This is a genomic window from Providencia sp. PROV208 (genome assembly GCF_028479465.1).
GTDB lineage: Bacteria > Pseudomonadota > Gammaproteobacteria > Enterobacterales > Enterobacteriaceae > Providencia > Providencia alcalifaciens.
Genome location: NZ_JAMPNS010000004.1, coordinates 75,265 through 95,392 on the forward strand (window position 1 = coordinate 75,265; position 20,128 = coordinate 95,392).

At 44.2% G+C, this 20,128-nt stretch carries 20 protein-coding genes; 17 read left to right on the top strand and 3 right to left on the bottom strand.

Annotated features, from left to right (window positions below; all coding sequences use genetic code 11):
- Positions 1-74: 74 nt before the first annotated feature.
- Positions 75-1,232, bottom strand: a complete 1,158-nt coding sequence (gene queG / locus PR766_RS03710) for a tRNA epoxyqueuosine(34) reductase QueG (protein WP_036977931.1) — start codon at positions 1,230-1,232, stop codon at positions 75-77.
- 214 nt (positions 1,233-1,446) lie between these two features.
- On the opposite strand from queG, the gene tsaE reads away from it, so the two are divergent.
- The 16 genes from tsaE to rplI all read left to right on the top strand — a co-directional run bounded on the left by tsaE (position 1,447) and on the right by rplI (position 17,555).
- A complete protein-coding gene (gene tsaE, locus PR766_RS03715) occupies positions 1,447-1,911 on the top strand; it encodes a tRNA (adenosine(37)-N6)-threonylcarbamoyltransferase complex ATPase subunit type 1 TsaE (RefSeq protein WP_006657966.1) in 465 nt (154 codons plus the stop codon).
- A gap of 14 nt (positions 1,912-1,925) precedes the next feature.
- Positions 1,926-3,251, top strand: coding sequence for an N-acetylmuramoyl-L-alanine amidase AmiB (gene amiB, locus PR766_RS03720; protein WP_006662383.1), 1,326 nt, complete (start codon positions 1,926-1,928; stop codon positions 3,249-3,251).
- A gap of 12 nt (positions 3,252-3,263) precedes the next feature.
- The gene (gene mutL, locus PR766_RS03725; protein ID WP_154636296.1) at positions 3,264-5,207 is read left to right on the top strand and encodes a DNA mismatch repair endonuclease MutL; all 1,944 of its coding nucleotides are present in this window, start codon (positions 3,264-3,266) and stop codon (positions 5,205-5,207) included.
- A complete protein-coding gene (miaA, locus tag PR766_RS03730; protein ID WP_006657969.1) occupies positions 5,200-6,141 on the top strand; it encodes a tRNA (adenosine(37)-N6)-dimethylallyltransferase MiaA in 942 nt (313 codons plus the stop codon). The genes mutL and miaA overlap by 8 nt, the downstream gene beginning before the upstream one ends.
- Positions 6,142-6,248: 107 nt before the next feature.
- A complete protein-coding gene (gene hfq / locus PR766_RS03735) occupies positions 6,249-6,545 on the top strand; it encodes an RNA chaperone Hfq (protein ID WP_006662385.1) in 297 nt (98 codons plus the stop codon).
- Between the two features lie 92 nt (positions 6,546-6,637).
- Positions 6,638-7,918 carry a ribosome rescue GTPase HflX gene (hflX, locus tag PR766_RS03740; protein WP_006657971.1) on the top strand — a complete coding sequence of 427 codons (1,281 nt, stop codon included), beginning with the start codon at positions 6,638-6,640 and terminating at the stop codon, positions 7,916-7,918.
- 173 nt (positions 7,919-8,091) lie between these two features.
- A complete protein-coding gene (gene hflK, locus PR766_RS03745; protein WP_006657972.1) occupies positions 8,092-9,303 on the top strand; it encodes an FtsH protease activity modulator HflK in 1,212 nt (403 codons plus the stop codon).
- Between the two features lie 2 nt (positions 9,304-9,305).
- Complete coding sequence (gene hflC / locus PR766_RS03750) at positions 9,306-10,307, top strand: protease modulator HflC (protein WP_006657973.1); 1,002 nt, start codon at positions 9,306-9,308, stop codon at positions 10,305-10,307.
- A 285-nt stretch (positions 10,308-10,592) separates the two neighbouring features.
- The gene (locus PR766_RS03755) at positions 10,593-11,894 is read left to right on the top strand and encodes an adenylosuccinate synthase (protein WP_006657974.1); all 1,302 of its coding nucleotides are present in this window, start codon (positions 10,593-10,595) and stop codon (positions 11,892-11,894) included.
- 292 nt (positions 11,895-12,186) lie between these two features.
- On the top strand, positions 12,187-12,609 hold the full coding sequence (gene nsrR, locus PR766_RS03760) for a nitric oxide-sensing transcriptional repressor NsrR (protein WP_006662386.1): 423 nt from the start codon (positions 12,187-12,189) through the stop codon (positions 12,607-12,609).
- A gap of 41 nt (positions 12,610-12,650) precedes the next feature.
- The gene (gene rnr / locus PR766_RS03765) at positions 12,651-15,140 is read left to right on the top strand and encodes a ribonuclease R (RefSeq protein WP_154636295.1); all 2,490 of its coding nucleotides are present in this window, start codon (positions 12,651-12,653) and stop codon (positions 15,138-15,140) included.
- A gap of 82 nt (positions 15,141-15,222) precedes the next feature.
- A complete protein-coding gene (gene rlmB / locus PR766_RS03770; RefSeq protein WP_154636294.1) occupies positions 15,223-15,960 on the top strand; it encodes a 23S rRNA (guanosine(2251)-2'-O)-methyltransferase RlmB in 738 nt (245 codons plus the stop codon).
- A 153-nt stretch (positions 15,961-16,113) separates the two neighbouring features.
- Entirely contained in the window at positions 16,114-16,509 is a 396-nt protein-coding gene (rpsF, locus tag PR766_RS03775) for a 30S ribosomal protein S6 (RefSeq protein WP_006657979.1), read from the top strand.
- 8 nt (positions 16,510-16,517) lie between these two features.
- Positions 16,518-16,835: a primosomal replication protein N gene (gene priB / locus PR766_RS03780; protein WP_006657980.1), complete on the top strand. Its 318-nt coding sequence runs from the start codon at positions 16,518-16,520 to the stop codon at positions 16,833-16,835.
- Positions 16,836-16,839: 4 nt separating this feature from the next.
- On the top strand, positions 16,840-17,067 hold the full coding sequence (gene rpsR / locus PR766_RS03785) for a 30S ribosomal protein S18 (RefSeq protein WP_000135199.1): 228 nt from the start codon (positions 16,840-16,842) through the stop codon (positions 17,065-17,067).
- A gap of 38 nt (positions 17,068-17,105) precedes the next feature.
- Positions 17,106-17,555, top strand: a complete 450-nt coding sequence (gene rplI / locus PR766_RS03790) for a 50S ribosomal protein L9 (RefSeq protein ID WP_006657981.1) — start codon at positions 17,106-17,108, stop codon at positions 17,553-17,555.
- 90 nt (positions 17,556-17,645) lie between these two features.
- On the opposite strand, the gene PR766_RS03795 is transcribed toward rplI, so the two are convergent.
- Positions 17,646-18,410, bottom strand: coding sequence for a CDP-diacylglycerol diphosphatase (locus PR766_RS03795; RefSeq protein WP_154636293.1), 765 nt, complete (start codon positions 18,408-18,410; stop codon positions 17,646-17,648).
- A 169-nt stretch (positions 18,411-18,579) separates the two neighbouring features.
- On the bottom strand, positions 18,580-19,200 hold the full coding sequence (locus tag PR766_RS03800; RefSeq protein WP_006657983.1) for a LysM-like peptidoglycan-binding domain-containing protein: 621 nt from the start codon (positions 19,198-19,200) through the stop codon (positions 18,580-18,582).
- A gap of 208 nt (positions 19,201-19,408) precedes the next feature.
- Here PR766_RS03800 and PR766_RS03805 point away from each other — a divergent pair, with 208 nt between their 5' ends.
- Positions 19,409-20,029, top strand: coding sequence for a peptidylprolyl isomerase (locus PR766_RS03805; RefSeq protein ID WP_006662392.1), 621 nt, complete (start codon positions 19,409-19,411; stop codon positions 20,027-20,029).
- Positions 20,030-20,128: the final 99 nt, after the last annotated feature.

Genomic DNA, 20,128 nt, shown 5'->3' on the forward strand with positions numbered 1-20,128 from the left:
TCGGCTAAGCCTTTTTTTATTTTATTCACATCAGTTTGACAATTTACTACTTAGGATATAAGGGTGGGCTTTTTTTAGGCGTCTCGCGGTAAACCTTTAGTAATTGCCCTAACAAGACGTTTTTGTTGCGAAGTTTGAATTGTGACTTGATTTTCTGCTCGGCGCTTTAATTGCTGCTCAATAGACCATTGGAAGTGTTCGTCTAGCATTGGGTTCATTCCAAGACGATTTTGCAATGCGAGGACAATACTATCTTGATAGGGCGCGTTACCCAAAGCGACGCTGACATTTCGAAGCCATTTAATATAGCCAATGCGGCGGATTGCCGATCCTTCTGTAATACGTAGAAATTTCTCTTCACTCCATGAAAAAAGATCTAATAGCTCTGGCGTATGCAATGCAGCCCTTGGGCTAAAATCGCTTTCATCAGTGAGCTGAGAAAAGCGATTCCATGGGCAGATGAGCTGACAGTCATCACAGCCATAAATTCGATTACCCATCAATGGGCGAAATTCCTCAGGAATTGCACTATCTAATTCAATGGTCAGATAGGAAATACAGCGTCTTGCATCGACAGTATAGGGTTCAACAATCGCACCTGTCGGGCAGGTTGTCATGCAAGCAACGCAGCGCCCACATTGTTCTTCAACGGGTTGATCGACAGGAAGTGGCAGGTTGATCAGTAACTCACCAAGAAAAAACCAAGATCCCGCATGTTGATTAAGTACCAATGAGTGCTTACCAGTCCAACCTAACCCCGCTTTAACCGCTAATGGACGTTCAAGGATAGGGGCTGAATCAACAAACGGGCGAAAGTTTATGTCATCGGAACATTCAAACTGTTGGCAATAGTCTAAGATTTGATCTCCAAGCACTTTTAAGCGTTTTTTTAATAGCTTATGATAATCTCGACCGAGAGCATAGCGACTGACGTAGCCTAGCTCAGGGTTGTTAAGCGTGCTGGCAAAAGCCGCCTTCGCAGGGAGATAATTCATGCGGACACTGATGACCCGTAGTGTGCCGGGATGTAATTCGTGGGGTCTTGCCCGCATCATGCCATGGCGATTCATCCACTCCATGTCGCCATGATATTGTTTATCCAGCCAGGCTTGGAGCTTGGGTTCCTCAAGGGTAAGATCCGTATCGCAAATACCGACTTGTTGAAAGCCAGCATCGATGCCCCATTGCTTAATATTTTGGGCGAGAAGTTCAAGATTGAGGCGTGTGGACATGGGAAATATCTAGATAAAAGTGGATTCGCAGGCACTCTAACACGATCGTTTGATTTCTCAAAATCAACGGATCTTGTGGGGTCGATCTTAGTCGGATATTTCCGATCTCGATGTTCCAACAATGTTAAATAACAAAAATAGATCCGCTTGAGTTAAAATAGGCGTTAATATCAATCTTGAATAGATCTCATCATTATAATTGGCTGCACCAACTATGAAAGAACGCACAATACAACTTGCTAATGAAGAGCAAACCGTAGCACTAGGGCGCACGATTGCAATGGCTTGCAAACAAGGCGCGATAATTAACCTTTATGGGGATCTTGGCGCGGGGAAAACAACGTTTAGCCGTGGATTTTTGCAAGCGTTGGGTCACAAAGGCCATGTTAAAAGCCCAACTTATACATTAGTTGAGCCTTATGAATTAGCGGATAGACATGTTTTTCACTTTGATTTATATCGCTTAGCCGATCCTGAAGAACTTGAGTTTATGGGGATTCGCGACTATTTTTCTGACACCTCCGTCTGTTTGGTTGAATGGCCACAGCAAGGCAAAGGCTTCTTACCTGAAGCGGATCTTGAGATCCATTTAACGTATCAAAATGAAGGGCGTCAGGCTCGCGTTGTCGCTTTTTCGGCAACCGGAGAGTCATTATTGGAAGCGTTAACGGTATTCTAAGGAACATATAGCTCATGATGAATGCATCGATGAACAGAATAACTACCAAGGGTATTTTTTCTTTTTTCCTATTATTGATGATGTTTGTATTGGCTTTGGTGACATCGACCGCCAAAGCTGCATCACTGTCTAATATTCAAGTCAGTAATAGCCCTTCACAGGCTCAAGTTACATTAACATTTGTTGATGGAAAGCCTGATTATTCGTACTTTCCGCTGCATTCACCAGAACGTTTAGTGATAGATGTCCAGCAACGTGGTGAAATTATTGGCTTACCATTAAAGCTCGCTAAAGGGGATTTAGTGAAGCAAGTACGTGCAAGCCAAGCGCCAGATAGCCAGCACAAACGTATTGTACTTGAGCTTGCCCAAGCGGCGAAAACGAAAGCGACCGTTCAGCAGGTTTCAGGTCAATATCAGGTCATATTCACTTTATCTACAGGTAAAGGACAGGCATCAAGCTCATTTAATAATACCGTGATGCCAACACAGTCTGCGGTCACGCCATCCACACGAAATTCGCAACCTACTCAGCCTGCGCAAGAAAAATCATTAAAAATGAATGCGCCAGCAACAGCACCTGCGGCGGTTCCAGTATCAACAACACCGACTAAAACTTTGCCAAAAGGCACCAAGCAGGTCGTGATTGCTATTGATGCGGGTCATGGAGGGAAAGACCCTGGGGCAATCGGTAAAAATGGATATAAAGAAAAAGATGTTACCCTGAGTGTCGCGCGTAAGCTGTACCAGAAATTGGATGCAGACCCGATGTTTAAACCTGTTATGACAAGGGACGGTGACTATTTTATTTCAGTGAGTGGTCGTTCGGATGTTGCCCGTAAAAAAGGTGCCAACATGTTAGTGTCTATCCACGCAGACTCTGCACCTAACAGTAGCGCTCGCGGCGCCTCTGTATGGGTGTTATCAAACCGCCGTGCAAACAGCGAATTAGGTAGCTGGTTAGAGCAACGTGAAAAACAATCTGAGCTTTTAGGTGGAGCAGGAGATGCATTGAGCGGTGCGGATCCATACCTCAGCCAAGCCGTATTGGATTTACAATTTGGGCACTCCCAGCGTGTTGGTTACGATGTAGCAGTTCATGTGATTCAGCAACTAAGAAAAATTGGTAACATTCATAAGAAAACACCAGAACATGCGAGCCTTGGGGTATTGCGTTCCCCTGATATTCCATCAATCTTAGTCGAAACGGGGTTTATTAGTAACACTTCAGAAGAGCAGTTACTGAAATCGAATGACTATCAGGAAAAAGTGGCAGATGGTATCCATCAAGGGCTACGTCAGTACTTTTTAGCCAACCCGCTGCAAGCAGCGCCAAAATAAGTGAATTAGGTTATGGCAATCCAGATCCTTTCTCCTCAATTAGCAAACCAAATAGCGGCTGGAGAGGTGGTCGAAAGACCCGCCTCTGTTGTGAAGGAATTAGTAGAAAATAGCCTTGATTCTGGTGCGACTCGTATCGACATCGAGATAGAGCGAGGGGGAGAAAAGCTGATCCGCATTCGGGATAATGGCTGCGGGATCAACAAGGATGAGTTGGTTCTTGCTTTAGCACGCCATGCTACCAGTAAAATTGCGACATTGGATGATCTCGAAGCCATCATGAGCATGGGCTTTCGTGGCGAAGCCCTTGCCAGTATTAGCTCAGTTTCTCGGCTGACATTAACCTCCAAGCCTGCGGAACAGAGTGAAGCATGGCAATCTTATGCAGAAGGTCGTGACATGCAAGTGACGGTGAAACCTGCCGCACACCCTAATGGCACGACGGTAGAAGTGCTTGATCTCTTTTACAATACACCTGCTCGTCGCAAATTTATGCGTACAGAAAAAACCGAGTTTGGGCATATTGATGAGGTTGTGCGGCGTATCGCACTTTCCCGCCCTGATGTTGCGATGAATCTGTCTCATAACGGCAAGTTGGTGAAACAATACCGAGCTGCGCAAGATGCTAACCAGCAAGAGCGCCGTTTAGGTGCCATCTGCGGCACAGGGTTTATGCAAGGCGCACTTGCACTTTCTTGGGAGCACAGTGATTTAGGCATCAAAGGATGGGTCGTTGCTCCTTCAACGTCCCCGTTAGGCATCAATGATATTCAATATTGCTATGTGAATGGTCGCATGATGCGCGATAAGCTGATCAACCATGCTATTCGTCAAGCTTATGAAGGGCATTTAGAGGATAATCAGCAACCTGCCTATGTACTGTACTTGACGATTGACCCCAAACAAGTTGATGTCAACGTTCATCCTGCCAAGCATGAAGTACGCTTTCATCAAGCCAGACTTGTACACGATTTTATCTACCAAGCGGTACGAACCGTATTGCTCAATGCACTTACTGAGAGTGAACTTCCTGGAGTTGAGCCCGTGACTGTTGAAGTTGAAAATCGAGCATCAGCCGGAGATAACTATTTTGCTTCTCCAGTGGCAACGACAACACAAAAACCGCAGCAATCTCAACATGTTCATACTCAAGAGTCTCAAGTTTCTTACGGCGATAAAAACCGTGGGGCGATGATAGGCAAAAACCGTTCTTTTTCTTCGGGCAATATAGGAACATATAACCCTGCACCAAGTTATGAACGTAACACCGGAGAGCTGTATCAGCGCTTAATGTCCATTCCGGTTGAACCTGAAGATAAAAAACCGTTATTTCCAGAAAGAAAACCATTGAATGTCAGCCCAGTAGAACACCAGTTTGTAGCGAAAAGTGCGGATGACTATCAATTCGGTAAAGTATTGACAATTTACGCAAAAAACTTTGCATTAATTGAGTCTTCATTAGGGATAATCCTGTTATCCTTAAATGAAGCGAACTACTTATTAAAGTTGGCTCAGTTGATGCCAGAAAATGGCGGATTAAAGCCTCAGCCGTTGTTAATCCCCTTAAAATTGTCACTAAAAAGTGACGAAATAGAGGTTTTGCAGCGTTATAAGGAACAATTGACACTATTTGGTATCGATGCTTCGATATTTCATGGAAAAGTGACTATTCATACGGTATCGTTACCGTTAAGAACGCAAAATTTATCGCAGCTTTTTTCTGATTTAATTGTGTTTTTGTCGACAAAAAAAAGCATTCCAAATGAAAGTATCGCACAATGGCTCGCAAGTGCGATTTCACAGGCAAAAACCGAAGAAAGTTGGAGTTTAGCTCAGGCAGTTCAACTGCTGGCTGATGTTGAGCGGATTTGTCCGCAGTGGGTAAAAAATCCACCGCCAACATTATTACAATTAATTAATTTACAACCTGTGGTAGCTACACTAACAAATGAGTGATTTAGTAACTCAAAAAAGACCCAATGCCATTTTCTTAATGGGGCCAACGGCTTCAGGCAAAACGGCATTAGCCATCGAATTACGCAAGCATTTGCCTGTGGAGATTATCAGTGTCGATTCGGCACTGATTTATCGAGGAATGGATATTGGCACGGCGAAGCCTAATAAAGAAGAACTTAGCCAAGCTCCGCATCGTTTAATTGATATTCTTGATCCTTCGCAGCCTTATTCTGCGGCAGATTTTCGTCGTGACGCATTAAATGTAATGGATGAAATTACGTCTCAAGGTAAAATTCCATTATTAGTTGGCGGAACAATGCTTTATTTTAAAGCTTTATTAGAAGGTTTATCGCCGCTGCCCTCTGCTTCACCAGAGGTTCGTGAGACAATCGAACAAATAGCACAAGAACACGGTTGGGCTGAAGTACATCGTCGTTTAGCGGACGTTGATCCTGTTTCTGCGGCACGTATCCATCCTAATGATCCACAAAGATTATCCCGAGCTTTAGAGGTATATCTCATTTCGGGACAAAGTTTGACTGAAATGACTCAAACAGCGGGCACGGAATTGCCTTATAATGTGTTTCAGTTTGCTATTGAGCCACAAGATCGTAAAATTTTACATGAGCGTATCGAACAGCGTTTTCGTTTAATGCTAGATGCAGGGTTTGAAGACGAAGTTAAAGCGCTATACCAACGGGGTGATCTTCACGTTGATTTACCTTCCATTCGTTGTGTAGGTTATCGCCAAATGTGGTCTTATCTTGATGGTGAAATAGATTATGATGAAATGGTTTATCGAGGGATTTGCGCGACGCGCCAATTGGCTAAACGGCAGATCACTTGGTTGAGAAGCTGGGATAATGTTCATCGGTTAGATAGTGAGCAACCTCAGCAAGCGCTTGACACCGTTATACAGGTTATTAGTGCATAGGGCTATTCTTTGTGTACAATTAAAGCGTTAAGCGTAATTTTTGAGTAGTAATTTTTAGGAATCGTAAGATTCTCATTTTAAAAACAACAAAATAAGGAAAACATAGAATGGCTAAGGGGCAATCTTTGCAAGATCCGTTCCTGAACGCATTACGTCGTGAAAGGGTTCCGGTCTCTATTTATCTCGTTAATGGTATTAAATTGCAGGGTCAAATCGAATCTTTTGACCAATTTGTTATTTTGCTGAAAAACACAGTGAGTCAGATGGTTTATAAACATGCTATCTCTACTGTTGTTCCAGCACGCCCTGTTTCTCATCATAGCGGTACTGGTACTGCTGGCGCAGGCAATGGCAACTACCACGGTGGTGCTTCTGCTGGGCAAGATGGCGAATCAGCTGAGTAAGACTGTACGCTAAAAACAAGGAAAGCATGGGTAGGGAGACTATACCTATGTCTTTCCTTTGCAATTATTGTTTAGCCTAAAGAGGTTGCACCTTGTTTGATAGGTATGAAGGCGGTGAACTAGCTGTACTTGTTCATGTTTTTTTTGATCAAGAAAAAGACGTGGATAATTTGGCAGAATTTGAGTCCCTAGTGACTTCTGCAGGGGTAAAACCTGTACAAATAGTGACTGGCAGCCGTAAGGCTCCCCACCCAAAATACTTCGTTGGGGAAGGGAAAGCTGAAGAAATCGCTGAAGCTGTTGAAGCAAGTGGCGCGGATGTGGTGTTATTTAACCATACTCTTAGCCCTGCCCAAGAACGTAATCTCGAACGGGTTTGCCAATGTAAGGTCGTGGATCGTACAGGGGTAATTTTAGATATATTTGCACAACGTGCGCGTACGCATGAAGGTAAACTTCAAGTTGAATTAGCTCAATTACGGCATTTATCCACTCGTTTAGTGAGAGGATGGACGCACCTTGAGCGACAAAAAGGCGGGATTGGCTTACGCGGTCCTGGTGAAACTCAGCTTGAAACCGACCGTCGTTTATTAAGGGATAAAATCAAACAGATCTTATCTCGTTTAGGGCGTGTCGAAAAACAGCGTGAACAAGGTCGTCAATCAAGAAGCAAAGCGGATATCCCGACCGTTTCTTTGGTTGGTTACACTAACGCAGGAAAATCCAGTTTATTTAACCGGATGACGTCAGCGGATGTTTATGCTGCAGACCAACTATTCGCTACGCTAGATCCAACGTTACGTCGTATTGATGTTGATGATGTTGGAACGGTTGTTTTAGCGGATACAGTGGGTTTTATTCGTCATCTTCCACATGACTTGGTTGCCGCTTTTAAAGCGACTCTGCAGGAAACCCGTGAAGCGAATTTATTGCTCCATGTGATTGATGCAGTTGATGTTCGTCTAGATGAAAACATCCAAGCAGTTAACAGTGTATTGGAAGAAATAGACGCGAATGAAATTCCAACACTTTTAGTGATGAACAAAGTTGATATGCTCGACGATTTTGTCCCGCGTATTGACAGAGATGAGGATAACAAGCCCGTTCGTGTCTGGGTTTCAGCGCAAACAGGCGAAGGTATCCCTTTGTTGCTCCAAGCATTAACGGAACGTCTTTCAGGTGAGATCGCACATGTTGAATTGCGTTTACCACCGAATGAAGGTCGCTTACGGAGCCGTTTTTATCAACTTCAATCCATCGAACGTGAATGGCAAGAAGAAGACGGCACTATTGGACTTGAGGTGCGTATGCCAATGGTGGATTGGCGACGTTTATGCAAACAAGAGCAGCAATTACCTAACTATGTTGTTTAAAGATGAGGTTAAAACAGCCGATTGGTTGAATTAACCGCAACACAGTTAGGCAATGGAATTGATATTAAGAGCCCAATATCCTCAGTGTGATTCAAGACGCCAATTGGTGAAATGAACGATGAGAAATATCGCTCTTAGCCCTAAAAATCAATCATAAAGAATGGAGCTAAAACATGGCGTGGAATCAGCCCGGTAATGACGGACAAGACCGCGATCCGTGGGGAAGCGGCAATAAAGGCAGCAACTCTGGCGGGAACAAAGGTGGTCGGAAACCTGGGGCTTATGATCTCGACGATCTCTTTCGTAAAATAGGCAGCAAGCTTGGCGGCGGCGGGAACAAAGGTGGTGGTGAAGGCAATAATAAACAGTCATCACCAATCAGCGGCCGTTTAGGTATTTTAGCACTTGCAGCGGTTGTCGTGGTATGGGCCGGTTCTGGCTTCTATACCATCAAAGAGAGTGACCGTGGCGTAGTATTACGTTTTGGTGAATATAGTGGCATCGTCGGACCAGGTCTGAACTGGAAACCAACGTTTATCGACCAAGTTGTCCCTGTGAACGTTGAAACTGTTCGTGAGCAAGCAACTAACGGCATGATGCTAACGTCTGATGAAAACGTGATTCGCGTTGAAATGAACGTTCAGTACCGTGTGACTGACCCAGCTCAATACTTGTTCAGTGTGACGAACCCTGACAACAGCCTGCGCCAAGCGTTAGATAGTGCTGTGCGTGGTGTTATTGGTCAATCTGCCATGGAGCAAGTATTGACTACGAATCGAGCCTTTATCCGTGATGTGACACAGAAAGAGCTTGAAGCGACAATTGCACCATACAAAATGGGTATTACTCTGCTGGACGTCAACTTCCAAGCGGCTCGTCCGCCAGAAGATGTAAAAGCGGCATTTGATGATGTAATCTCCGCAAGGGAAGAAGAACAAAAAACAATTCGTGAAGCGCATGCCTATCGAAACGAAGTTCTACCTCTCGCGAAAGGTAACGCACAGCGTATGATCGAAGAAGCTGAAGCTTATAAGGCGAGCGTCGTCTTTAAAGCCGAGGGTGAGGTCGCAAGCTTTGCGAAAATGTTACCTGAATATCGTGCAGCACCTGAAATTACCCGTGAACGTCTGTACATCGAAACGATGGAACGCGTATTAGGTAATACACGTAAAGTCATTGCGAACGATAAGAGTAACAGCATGTTAGTGCTGCCACTGGACCAGATCATGCGTGGAACCAATGGTAACGTCGCACCTGCGTCAAAATCGAATCCATCATCGGCAAGAATGACGAACTCCAATAATGGTTCATCATCCGTGGGTTCAGCACCTGCACAGCCAAACAGCCCTGTGCGTGGTGATGCAGTTAGAGTAGGGAGACAATAATCATGCGTAAGTCGTTTATTTTTATAGTGATTGCTGTTTTGGCAGTTGCCTACGCATCAATCTTTATTGTTCCACAAACTGAGCGTGGCATCGTTTTACGCTTTGGTAAAGTTCTGCGTGATTCTGAAAACAAACCGATCGTTTATGAGCCGGGTCTGCATTTCAAAGTTCCATTTATTGAAACTGTGAAAATGTTAGATGCACGTATTCAGACATTAGAAATCCAAGCTGACCGTTACCTGACAAGTGAAAACAAAGACTTAATGGTAGATTCATACCTGAAATGGCGTGTCACTGACTTTAGCCGTTACTATGTAGCGACTGGTGGTGGTAACCCATTCCAAGCAGAAACCCTGTTGAAACGTAAGTTCAGTGACCGTTTACGTTCTGAGTTTGGTCGTTTAAGTGTTAAAGACATCATCACTGATTCTCGTGGTCGTTTAACTGTTGATGTTCGTGATGCACTGAACAAAGGTACGGCAACCGACGAAGCGACTAAAGAAGCAGATGCAGCGATTGCAGATGCTGCGGCGCGCGTTGAAAAAGAGACTAACCTGAAGCCACTGGTTGTGAATGCGAACAGTATGGCGGCGTTAGGTATCGAAGTTGTCGACGTACGTATCAAGCGTATTGAATTACCAAATGAAGTTTCTGAAGCCATCTATGCACGTATGCGTGCAGAGCGTGAAGCGGTAGCACGTCAGCATCGTTCACAAGGTCAAGAAGAAGCAACTAAAATTCGTGCGGTAGCGGATAAGACGGTAACAGAGACACTGGCAGAATCAGAGCGTACTGCACTGACCCTGCGAGGTGAAGGTGATGCAATGGCGACAAAACTGTTTGCTGATGCATTCAACCAAGATCCTGAGTTCTATGCGTTCATTCGTAGCCTGCGTGCTTATGAGCAAAGCTTCAAAAGTGGTGATGACGTGATGGTGCTTAGCCCAGACACTGACTTCTTCCGCTTTATGAAAGCACCGACTAAGCTACGTGCAACGGATTAAATGATAAACAACTTAAGTTACGTGCAACGAACTTAAATTACTGTTAATCTAATAAAGAAAAGCCCGCTTCGGTGGGCTTTTTTTCGCCTGTCGTTTTAAGTTGCGGATTTTTCAGGGAAAATTTTAGCTGCTCAGGTTGAGGCAATTCACTTTGAGTCTACGACAGAAATAAAACTACCATTTTACTTGCTTTCTAGAAAAAAATTTTTGTAATGCCAAAATATCACTGGAACAGTTCATTTTTGATGGTAGAATTCATTTTTAAGCAACCGAGTGTATTTCGAAATGGGTAAGAACGTTGTCGTACTGGGCACCCAATGGGGTGACGAAGGGAAGGGCAAGATCGTTGACTTGCTGACAGAGCGTGCTAAATATGTAGTTCGCTATCAGGGCGGCCATAATGCTGGCCATACTCTTGTTGTAAACGGTGAAAAAACCGTTCTCCACTTAATTCCATCCGGTATTCTTCGTGAAAATGTCATCAGCATTATTGCTAATGGTGTTGTTCTTGCGCCTGATGCTTTAATGAAAGAGATGAAAGAACTGGAAGATCGCGGTGTTCCTGTTCGTGAGCGTTTACGTATCTCTGAAGCATGCCCTCTGATCCTGCCTTACCACATCGCATTAGATAATGCGCGTGAAAAAGCGCGTGGCGCAAAAGCGATTGGTACAACGGGTCGTGGTATCGGTCCTGCATACGAAGATAAAGTTGCTCGTCGTGGTCTGCGTGTTGGCGACTTATTCGATAAAGCAACCTTCGCTGTAAAATTAAAAGAAATCATCGATTACCATAACTTCCAACTGGTTAACTATTACAAAGAACCTGCGGTTGATTACCAGCAAACATTAGATTACATCATGTCTGTTGCTGATCTGCTGACTAGCATGGTAATTGATGTTTCTGATTTGCTCTATAAAGCACATCAGAAGAATGAATTAGTGATGTTTGAAGGTGCGCAAGGTACGCTGCTGGATATCGACCACGGTACTTATCCGTATGTAACTTCTTCAAACACAACGGCTGGTGGTGTTGCGACGGGTTCAGGCTTAGGTCCACGTTATGTGAACTATGTACTGGGTATCATCAAGGCTTACTCAACGCGTGTTGGTGCGGGTCCATTCCCAACTGAGCTGTTCGATGAAACTGGTGAGTTCCTGCGTGAGAAAGGTCAAGAATTCGGTGCAACTACTGGTCGTAAGCGTCGTACTGGTTGGTTAGACATCGTGGCTATCAACCGCGCGGTACAAATTAACTCTCTGTCAGGTTTCTGCTTAACTAAGCTGGATGTTTTAGACGGCTTAAAAGAAGTGAAAATCTGCGTAGGTTACCGTCGTAAAGATGGTACGGTGTTAGAAACTACACCTTTAGCAGCTGATGAGTGGGAAGGCTTAGAGCCAGTGTATGAAACTATGCCTGGTTGGAGCGAAACGACTTTTGGTGTTAAAGAAAGAGCGTTATTGCCACAAGCGGCTTTAGATTACATCAAACGTATTGAAGAACTGACGGGTATCCCAGTTGATATTATTTCAACGGGTCCAGACCGTTCAGAAACAATGATCCTGCGTGATCCGTTTGACGTTGAGTAATCACATGAACAGCGCTCACTAGGGCGCTGTTTTTTTAGCATTCCATGTTTCCTTCCGATAAATTCCCTTTTGATAAAACGCTAAAATTTCCACATAATACCTATAAAGTTGAACATTCTGTGCCATTGTAAGCATCTTTACGGGCAAGGATGGGCTAGACTGAAACTAAGGCGATATACTGTAGAAAATCGTTAAAAATGTACTTTATATGGTAGCCAGAAAACAAATATAACGAAAATGGCAGATAAGTATTTCACAACATATTTGTAGCGCCAAAAATTTTGAGGTGATTGTGCAGCTGACAAGTTTTACTGACTATGGGTTACGTGCCCTAATCTATTTAGCCGCCCTAGAAAAAGGGCAGATGACGAGTATAACTCAAGTTACTGAGGTATATGGGGTTTCTCGTAATCACATGGTTAAAATTATTAATCAGCTGAGTCACCTTGGCTATGTTAAAGCTACCCGTGGTAAAAATGGCGGGATCGCGCTAGGTCAACCGGCAGAATCTATTCGTATCGGTGATGTGGTCCGTGCATTAGAACCACTCACTCTAGTCAATTGTAGTGGAGAATTTTGTCATATTACGCCAGCTTGTCGCCTTAAAGGCGCTCTGCAAAAGGCAATACAACAATTTTTACAAGAACTAGATCAATATACGCTAGCGGATATGGTGAAAGACAATAGCCCGCTGTACCAATTATTGCTCGATTAATGTCTCAGTCATTTATCACTCTGATGACAATGGAGGTAACAATGTCAAACGATCCTTTTCAGGAAAGAGAAGCAGAAAAATATGAATCCCCAATTCCAAGTCGAGAGTTTATTTTAGATCTTTTATCTAAGCGAACAGCTCCCGCAAATCGTGAAGAAATTGCACAGCTACTCAATCTCTCTACCGAAGATGAATTGGAAGCATTACGTCGTCGCTTACGCGCGATGGAACGTGATGGTCAGTTAGTTTTCACTCGTCGTAAGTGTTATGCACTGCCAGAACGCCTTGACCTACTCAAAGGTAAAGTTATTGGTCACCGTGATGGTTATGGTTTCTTACGTGTTGAAGGCAAAAAAGAAGATTATTATTTATCTCAAGACGAGATGAAACGCGCCTTACATGGCGACGTTATTTTAGCCCAGCCTTATGGGCAAGACCGTAAAGGTCGTACCGAAGTGCGTGTGGTGCGTGTATTAGAACCGCGTAATAACCAAATTGTAGGTCGCTATTTTATTGAAGCTGGTATGGGGTTTGTCGTCCCTGATGATAGCCGTCTGAGCTTTGATATTTTGATTCCGAAAGACCAAACTTGCGGAGCCCGTATGGGGAACGTGGTTGTGGTTGAATTGGTGTCGAGACCGCAACGCCGTTCTCAAGCTGTTGGTAATGTGATTGAAGTCCTCGGAGAAACCATGGGGACGGGTATGGCGGTGGAAATCGCCTTGCGCACGCATGAAATTCCTCACTCTTGGCCACCACAAGTTGAAAAACAGGTTGCGGATTTCAGCGAGACAGTCCCCGAGTCCGCGAAAAAAGGGCGTGTGGATCTGCGCGATTTGCCATTAGTGACTATCGATGGCGAAGACGCTCGTGACTTTGATGATGCCGTGTACTGCGCACCGAAAAAAGGTGGTGGCTGGCGCTTATGGGTAGCGATTGCGGATGTGAGTTATTATGTACGCCCACAAACAGCCTTGGATACGGAAGCTTGTAGCCGTGGTAACTCCGTTTACTTCCCATCCCAAGTTGTTCCGATGTTACCGGAAGTCCTGTCTAACGGATTATGCTCGCTGAACCCAGACGTTGATCGCCTCTGTATGGTGTGCGAAATGACTGTATCAGCATCAGGAAAATTGTCGTCGTACAAATTCTATGAAGCCGTTATGAGCTCCCATGCGCGTTTAACTTACACAAAAGTATGGAAAATACTGCAAGGGGACGAAGAGTTACGCGAGCACTATAAAGCGTTGGTTCCGCATATTGAGCATTTGCACCAATTATACAAAGCCTTAGATGCGGCACGTATTGAGCGTGGTGCTATCTCATTTGAGTCTGAGGAAGCTAAGTTTATCTTCAACGCCGAGCGTCGCATTGAGCGTATTGAGCCAGTTGAGCGTAATGATGCACATAAATTAATTGAAGAGTGCATGATTTTAGCGAATATTGCAGCGGCGCGCTTTGTTGAGAAGAATGAAGAACCTGCATTATACCGAGTGCATGATCGTCCGAAAGAAGAAAGCGTCATGAACTTACGTTCTGTCTTCAGCGAGTTAGGTTTAACATTACCTGGCGGGATGAAGCCTGAACCAAAAGATTATGCTCAAGTGATGAACGAAGTGGCTGAGCGTCCTGATCATGAACTGTTACAGACCATGATTTTACGTTCAATGAAACAAGCGATTTATGATCCAGAAAACCGCGGTCACTTTGGTTTAGGTCTGAAATCCTATGCGCACTTTACCTCGCCAATCCGTCGTTATCCTGACTTAACTTTGCACCGTGGTATTAAATACTTACTGGCAAAAGAGCATGGTCATGGCGATAAGCGCTGGACAGAAACGGGGGGATGGCATTCCGATATGGACAGTATGCTCCAATTAGGTGAGCACTGTTCAATGACCGAGCGCCGTGCAGATGAAGCTACCCGTGATGTGGCAGATTGGTTAAAATGTGACTTTATGCAAGACCAAGTGGGTCAAGTATTTACTGGCTTGATCACGAGCGTTACTGGTTTTGGTTTCTTTGTTCGTTTAAATGACCTGTTTATTGATGGTTTAGTGCATATTTCTACCCTCGATAACGATTATTACCGTTACGATGCGGTTGGACAGCGCTTAATTGGTGAGTCTTCTAATACAACCTATCGCCTTGGTGATGAAGTTGAAATCCGCGTAGAAGCAGTTCACATGGATGAGCGCACGATTGATTTCGCGTTAATCTCAACGACGCGCAAAGCAAAAAATCCGGGTAAAACCACCCGTGATAAGATGAAGAAAGAAGTTAAAAATGTGACACGTTCCGCTCGTCGGAAAGGGGATGTGAGCAAAGAGAAAAACTTCGAACCTGATTCTGCATTTCGTCGTTCAGAGAAGAAAGGCAAAAAAGACGCAAAGCCTGAAGGAAATGGAAAAGGCAACGGAAACGGAAACGGTAAAGCTAAAAGCAAAAAGCCGTCAGATAAAACCAAAAAAATCAGTGCCAAGTTAAAAGCAAAACGCGTGGCTAAAAAATCCCAAAAACAAGAGGGATAAGCGCGTTTCATGATAAAAGGTGGCGGTGATCGTCACCTTTTGATTTTCAACCAATTTAATGTTCTCAACCTAAAAGATATTTATGAGCGAAATTATTTATGGCATTCACGCCGTGAAAGCCCTGCTTGAGCGTTCTCCGCAACGTATTAAAGAAGTCTATATTTTAAAAGGTCGTGAAGACCGCCGCCTGATGCCTATCGTTCATGAAATCGAAGCGTTGGGAATTGTGGTGCAAGTAGCAAATCGCCAATGGATGGACGCACAAACAGAAGGTGCGGTTCACCAAGGGATCATTGCGAAGGTGTTACCGGGAAAACAGTATCAGGAAGGGGATCTCCCAGATTTACTGGAAAGCACCGAATCGCCATTTTTGCTGATCCTCGATGGTGTTACTGATCCCCATAATCTGGGCGCATGTTTACGTAGTGCAGACGCTGCGGGCGTTCATGCAGTGATTGTCCCGAAAGACAAATCTGCTCAGCTGAATGCGACTGCAAAGAAAGTGGCGTGTGGCGCAGCGGAAAATGTTCCGTTGATCCGCGTAACTAACTTGGCAAGAACTTTGCGTTTGTTGCAAGAATATAACGTGTGGATTGTGGGTACTGCTGGTGAAGCTGGCCATAACTTGTATCAAAGTAAACTGACTGGTTCAGTTGCGTTAGTGATGGGCGCTGAAGGGGAAGGCATGCGTCGCTTAACCCGTGAGCATTGCGATGAGTTAATCAGCATTCCAATGGCGGGTTCAGTATCCTCCCTGAACGTTTCGGTGGCAACGGGCGTGTGCCTGTTTGAAGCAGTGCGTCAACGCATCACAAAATAATTTTTGCTTAATTTGTCCCCATCTCTTGAGTTTTTTATCTGGGATGGGTATAGTTACGCGTCAATTTTTTAGCCGCACTCAACAAGTTCCTTGCCTCCGCGGGCCGCGGTTAACCCAGACAGGAGGCTAATAATCCGTAAGGAGCAACTACTAATGCGTCATTACGAAATCGTTTTTATGGTCCATCCTGACCAAAGCGAACAGGTTCCGGGCATGATCGAGCGTTACAGTGCTGTTATCACTAACGCACAAGGTCAGATTCACCGTCTGGAAGACTGGGGCCGTCGTCAACTGGCTTACCCAATCAACAAACTGCACAAAGCTCACTATGTTCTGCTGAACGTAGAAGCTCCACAGGAAGCGATTGATGAGCTGGAAACTAACTTCCGCTTCAACGATGCCGTTATCCGCAGCATGGTTATGCGCTTAAAACACGCAGTAACAGAAGCTTCTCCAATGGTCAAAGCCAAAGACGAACGTCGTGGCCGTGACATGTCTGATGATTATCAAGACGAAGAAGCAGAAGAAACTGGGGATTCTGAAGAGTAATTGCTCAGGTGATCACTAATCGTCTGGTGCTGACAGGCACAGTCTGTAAAGCGCTGATTCGAAAAGTGAGTCCGTCCGGCATTCCTCATTGCCAGTTTGTTTTAGAACATCGTTCTGGACAACAGGAAGCAGGAATGTCACGGCAAGCATGGTGCAGAATGCCCGTCATTGCCAGCGGACAAACCTTACAAACCCATACTCACAGTATAACGGTCGGCAGTCTGATTACTGTTACAGGTTTCATTAGTACCCATCAGGGACGTAATGGAATCAGTAAATTAGTCTTACATGCCGAGCAGATTGATTTGATAGATTCTGGAGACTAGCCATATGGCACGTTATTTCCGTCGTCGCAAGTTCTGCCGTTTCACAGCGGAAGGCGTTCAAGAGATCGACTATAAAGATATCGCAACGCTGAAAAACTATATCACTGAAAGTGGTAAAATTGTACCAAGCCGTATCACCGGTACTCGTGCAAAATATCAACGCCAGCTCGCTCGTGCTATCAAGCGCGCTCGCTACCTGTCTCTGTTACCATACACTGATCGTCATCAGTAATTGGTACAGTCCATTAACGACTAATAGAGGATAAGGTAATGCAAGTTATTCTGCTTGATAAAGTAGCTAACCTAGGTAGCCTGGGTGACCAAGTTAACGTTAAATCGGGCTACGCTCGTAACTTCTTAGTACCACAGGGCAAAGCTGTTCCTGCGACTAAGAAAAACGTTGAATTCTTTGAAGCTCGCCGCGCTGAACTGGAAGCTAAATTAGCTGACGTTCTGGCAGCAGCACAGGCTCGTGCAGCAGCTATTACTGCTCTGGGTTCTGTTACTCTGGCTTCTAAAGCTGGTGACGAAGGTAAACTGTTCGGTTCAATCGGTACTCGTGACATCGCTGACGCAATCACTGCGGCTGGCGTTAAAGTTGCGAAAAGCGAAGTTCGCCTGCCAAACGGCGTTCTGCGTACTACTGGTGACCACGAAGTTCACTTCCAGTTACACAGCGATGTGTTCGCAGAGCTGAACGTTATCATCGTTGCTGAGTAATCAATAATGATGATAGTTGCCATCGTTAATTCGGTGGCACAAAAAAACACCGGTAATCCGGTGTTTTTTTATATCTAGAATTTGAAGAACTTACTGATTTACCGAACACTGATAATCCAGTAACTCCCCCGTACTGCCTAAATTCAATTGCCAAACATCCATACGATTCGCTAATAATACCATCGAACCATCTTTCAGCTCCGTCACCGCCAGTCCATAGTTCCCCATGCTGTCGTTGTGCGCTTGCACATACTCATTTAACTGCTTGAAAGGGCTTGTTTGCTTATCTAACTTTTTCGCCCAATATTCATGCCCTTCCAATTGCACAGGAAAAACATGCCACTCAGATTTAATCGCATCCGCATGTTGGTTAACTAGCTCAATAACCTGCGGTTTTAGACAAGCAATATGGATATGAAGTTGATCTTGGGAACGCCCATATTGTGAATTAATCGCTAAGGCGAGTTTATCATCGCTAATAGCGGGTTGACCCGCAGGGCTAACACTCTCACGCTCATTCCAAGCGAGCGTAAAATAATCAGGGCTATTGTCTTCAAGTAATAAAGGGGATTCGATACCACTGACTTTATCGGTTGGCAGTACCAAATTATGCACTGGACCTTTTTTATCTTTGAACAGAACATAGCGCTGGTCTAAATCAACCTTTAGACAAGATGGATTACGTTGTTCGGCGTTATCGATAGCAATACATTGTTGGTTAATGATATTCCACAGCCCATCGGCGTGGTATTTAATCCATGAAATGTAACCAATGACTCCAAGAAGGAGAAGTAAAATGATGGCGCCAATGATTTTTATCAGCTTTTTTTTGCAGGTATTGTTATTTTTCTGCATAGATTTTCCTGTTCTTTTCCCTGTTTAACCATTAAGTGTAATAAAGAACAGTGATTATACGTAGTTTATGGTGAGAGACGTCATCAAATAACGTCTCCATTGAATTTTTATTCTGAAAATAAAAGAAAAGTCGGCGTATTGTATAAAATTCCCGACGTTAAAAGATAAATTAAGGTGTTCGGTAGTAGCTTCCATCGCTTAAGCGCGTAAAACTGTACGTTTGACCATTGGCGGCGGTGATCTCCAACTGCTGAACTTCACCTTTTGTATTCGCTTTTAAACGAACCTTTTGCCCTTGTTGTAAGTTACTAAGGGGTTTCTCTGCACCTTCAACTTTTGCCATGATGAACGCATCATTTGCCTGCAAATTATTATCACGAAATAGCTGAGCTAAGGTTTTTCCTTTTTGAACGCGATAATTTTGCCATTCATTGGCAGAAGGTCGAGTTGCTGTTGGTTGTGAAGGCTGTGTTGCTGGCGGTGTAGTTGTCGGGGCTTGTTGTGTAGATTGAGCTGTTTCTGGCTGTTCTTGAATAATTTCAGGTTCACTGGGCAGTGATGGCGAATTATTGGTAGAGGTGGCTGTCGATTGCTCAGGTTGTGACAGAACCGTATCAGGTATTGGATTAGACTGTGAAGCTGGAGGAATCACAATAGGCTGGTTTGGTATGTTGTCATCCTTGTTTTGCACTGTATTAGACTTATCGCTAGCTGGCCAAAAAATGGCAGCGATAATAATGAGCGCTAAAATCGCAATCCCATAACGATGAAAAGTGGATAGTCTCAGCATGACCCCTCCTATATTTGAGGAATAATAAATCACAGACGTTTTAACGCATACTAGCACTATTTATGAGTAACTTAACAAGTTAAAGGTTAATTTAGGAGAACACTGAATAATTTATGCAGTTTTATTCTTCTGTTATCGGGTTTAGGTTTACCCATAAGAGATGGGCTGTTATCCTTGGTTTTTCTCAAAAAATGAAATGGGTATTTTCATGGCAAACCAAAACTTTGATTCAGTAGAAGCTCAAGCGAGCTACGGCATTGGTCTACAAATTGGGCAACAGTTATTAGAATCAGGACTGGAAGGTTTAGTTCCAGACGCAATTTTAGCAGGTCTGACTGATTCTTTAGAAGGTAATATGCCTTCAGTGCCAGTCGAAGCACTGCACAAAGCATTGCGTGAGATGCACGAGCGTGCAGATGCGGTTCGCCAAGAACGTCAAAAAGAGCTGGCAGTAGAAGGTCAAAAATTCTTAGATGAAAATCAAAAGAAAGATGGCGTATCAACCACTGAATCTGGTTTGCAATTCTCTGTGATCAACCAAGGTGAAGGTGCAATTCCTACACGTTCTGATCGTGTTCGCGTGCATTATACTGGTCGTTTAATTGACGGTACTGTATTTGATAGTTCCGTACAACGTGGTCAACCTGCAGAGTTCCCAGTGAGCGGTGTAATCCCTGGTTGGATTGAAGCACTGACTCTGATGCCTGTAGGATCTAAATGGGAATTATACATTCCTCATGAATTAGCTTACGGTGAGCGTGGTGCTGGTGCATCTATTCCTCCGTTCAGCACCCTCGTTTTTGAAGTTGAGTTACTGGAAATTTTATAATTTTCTGACCGACTTACAGAAAAGAATAATAGCCTCATGAGTTTGCTATTTTGGCATAGCTAATGAGGCTTTTTTATTAGCGTAAGTATTCAGCCCTTG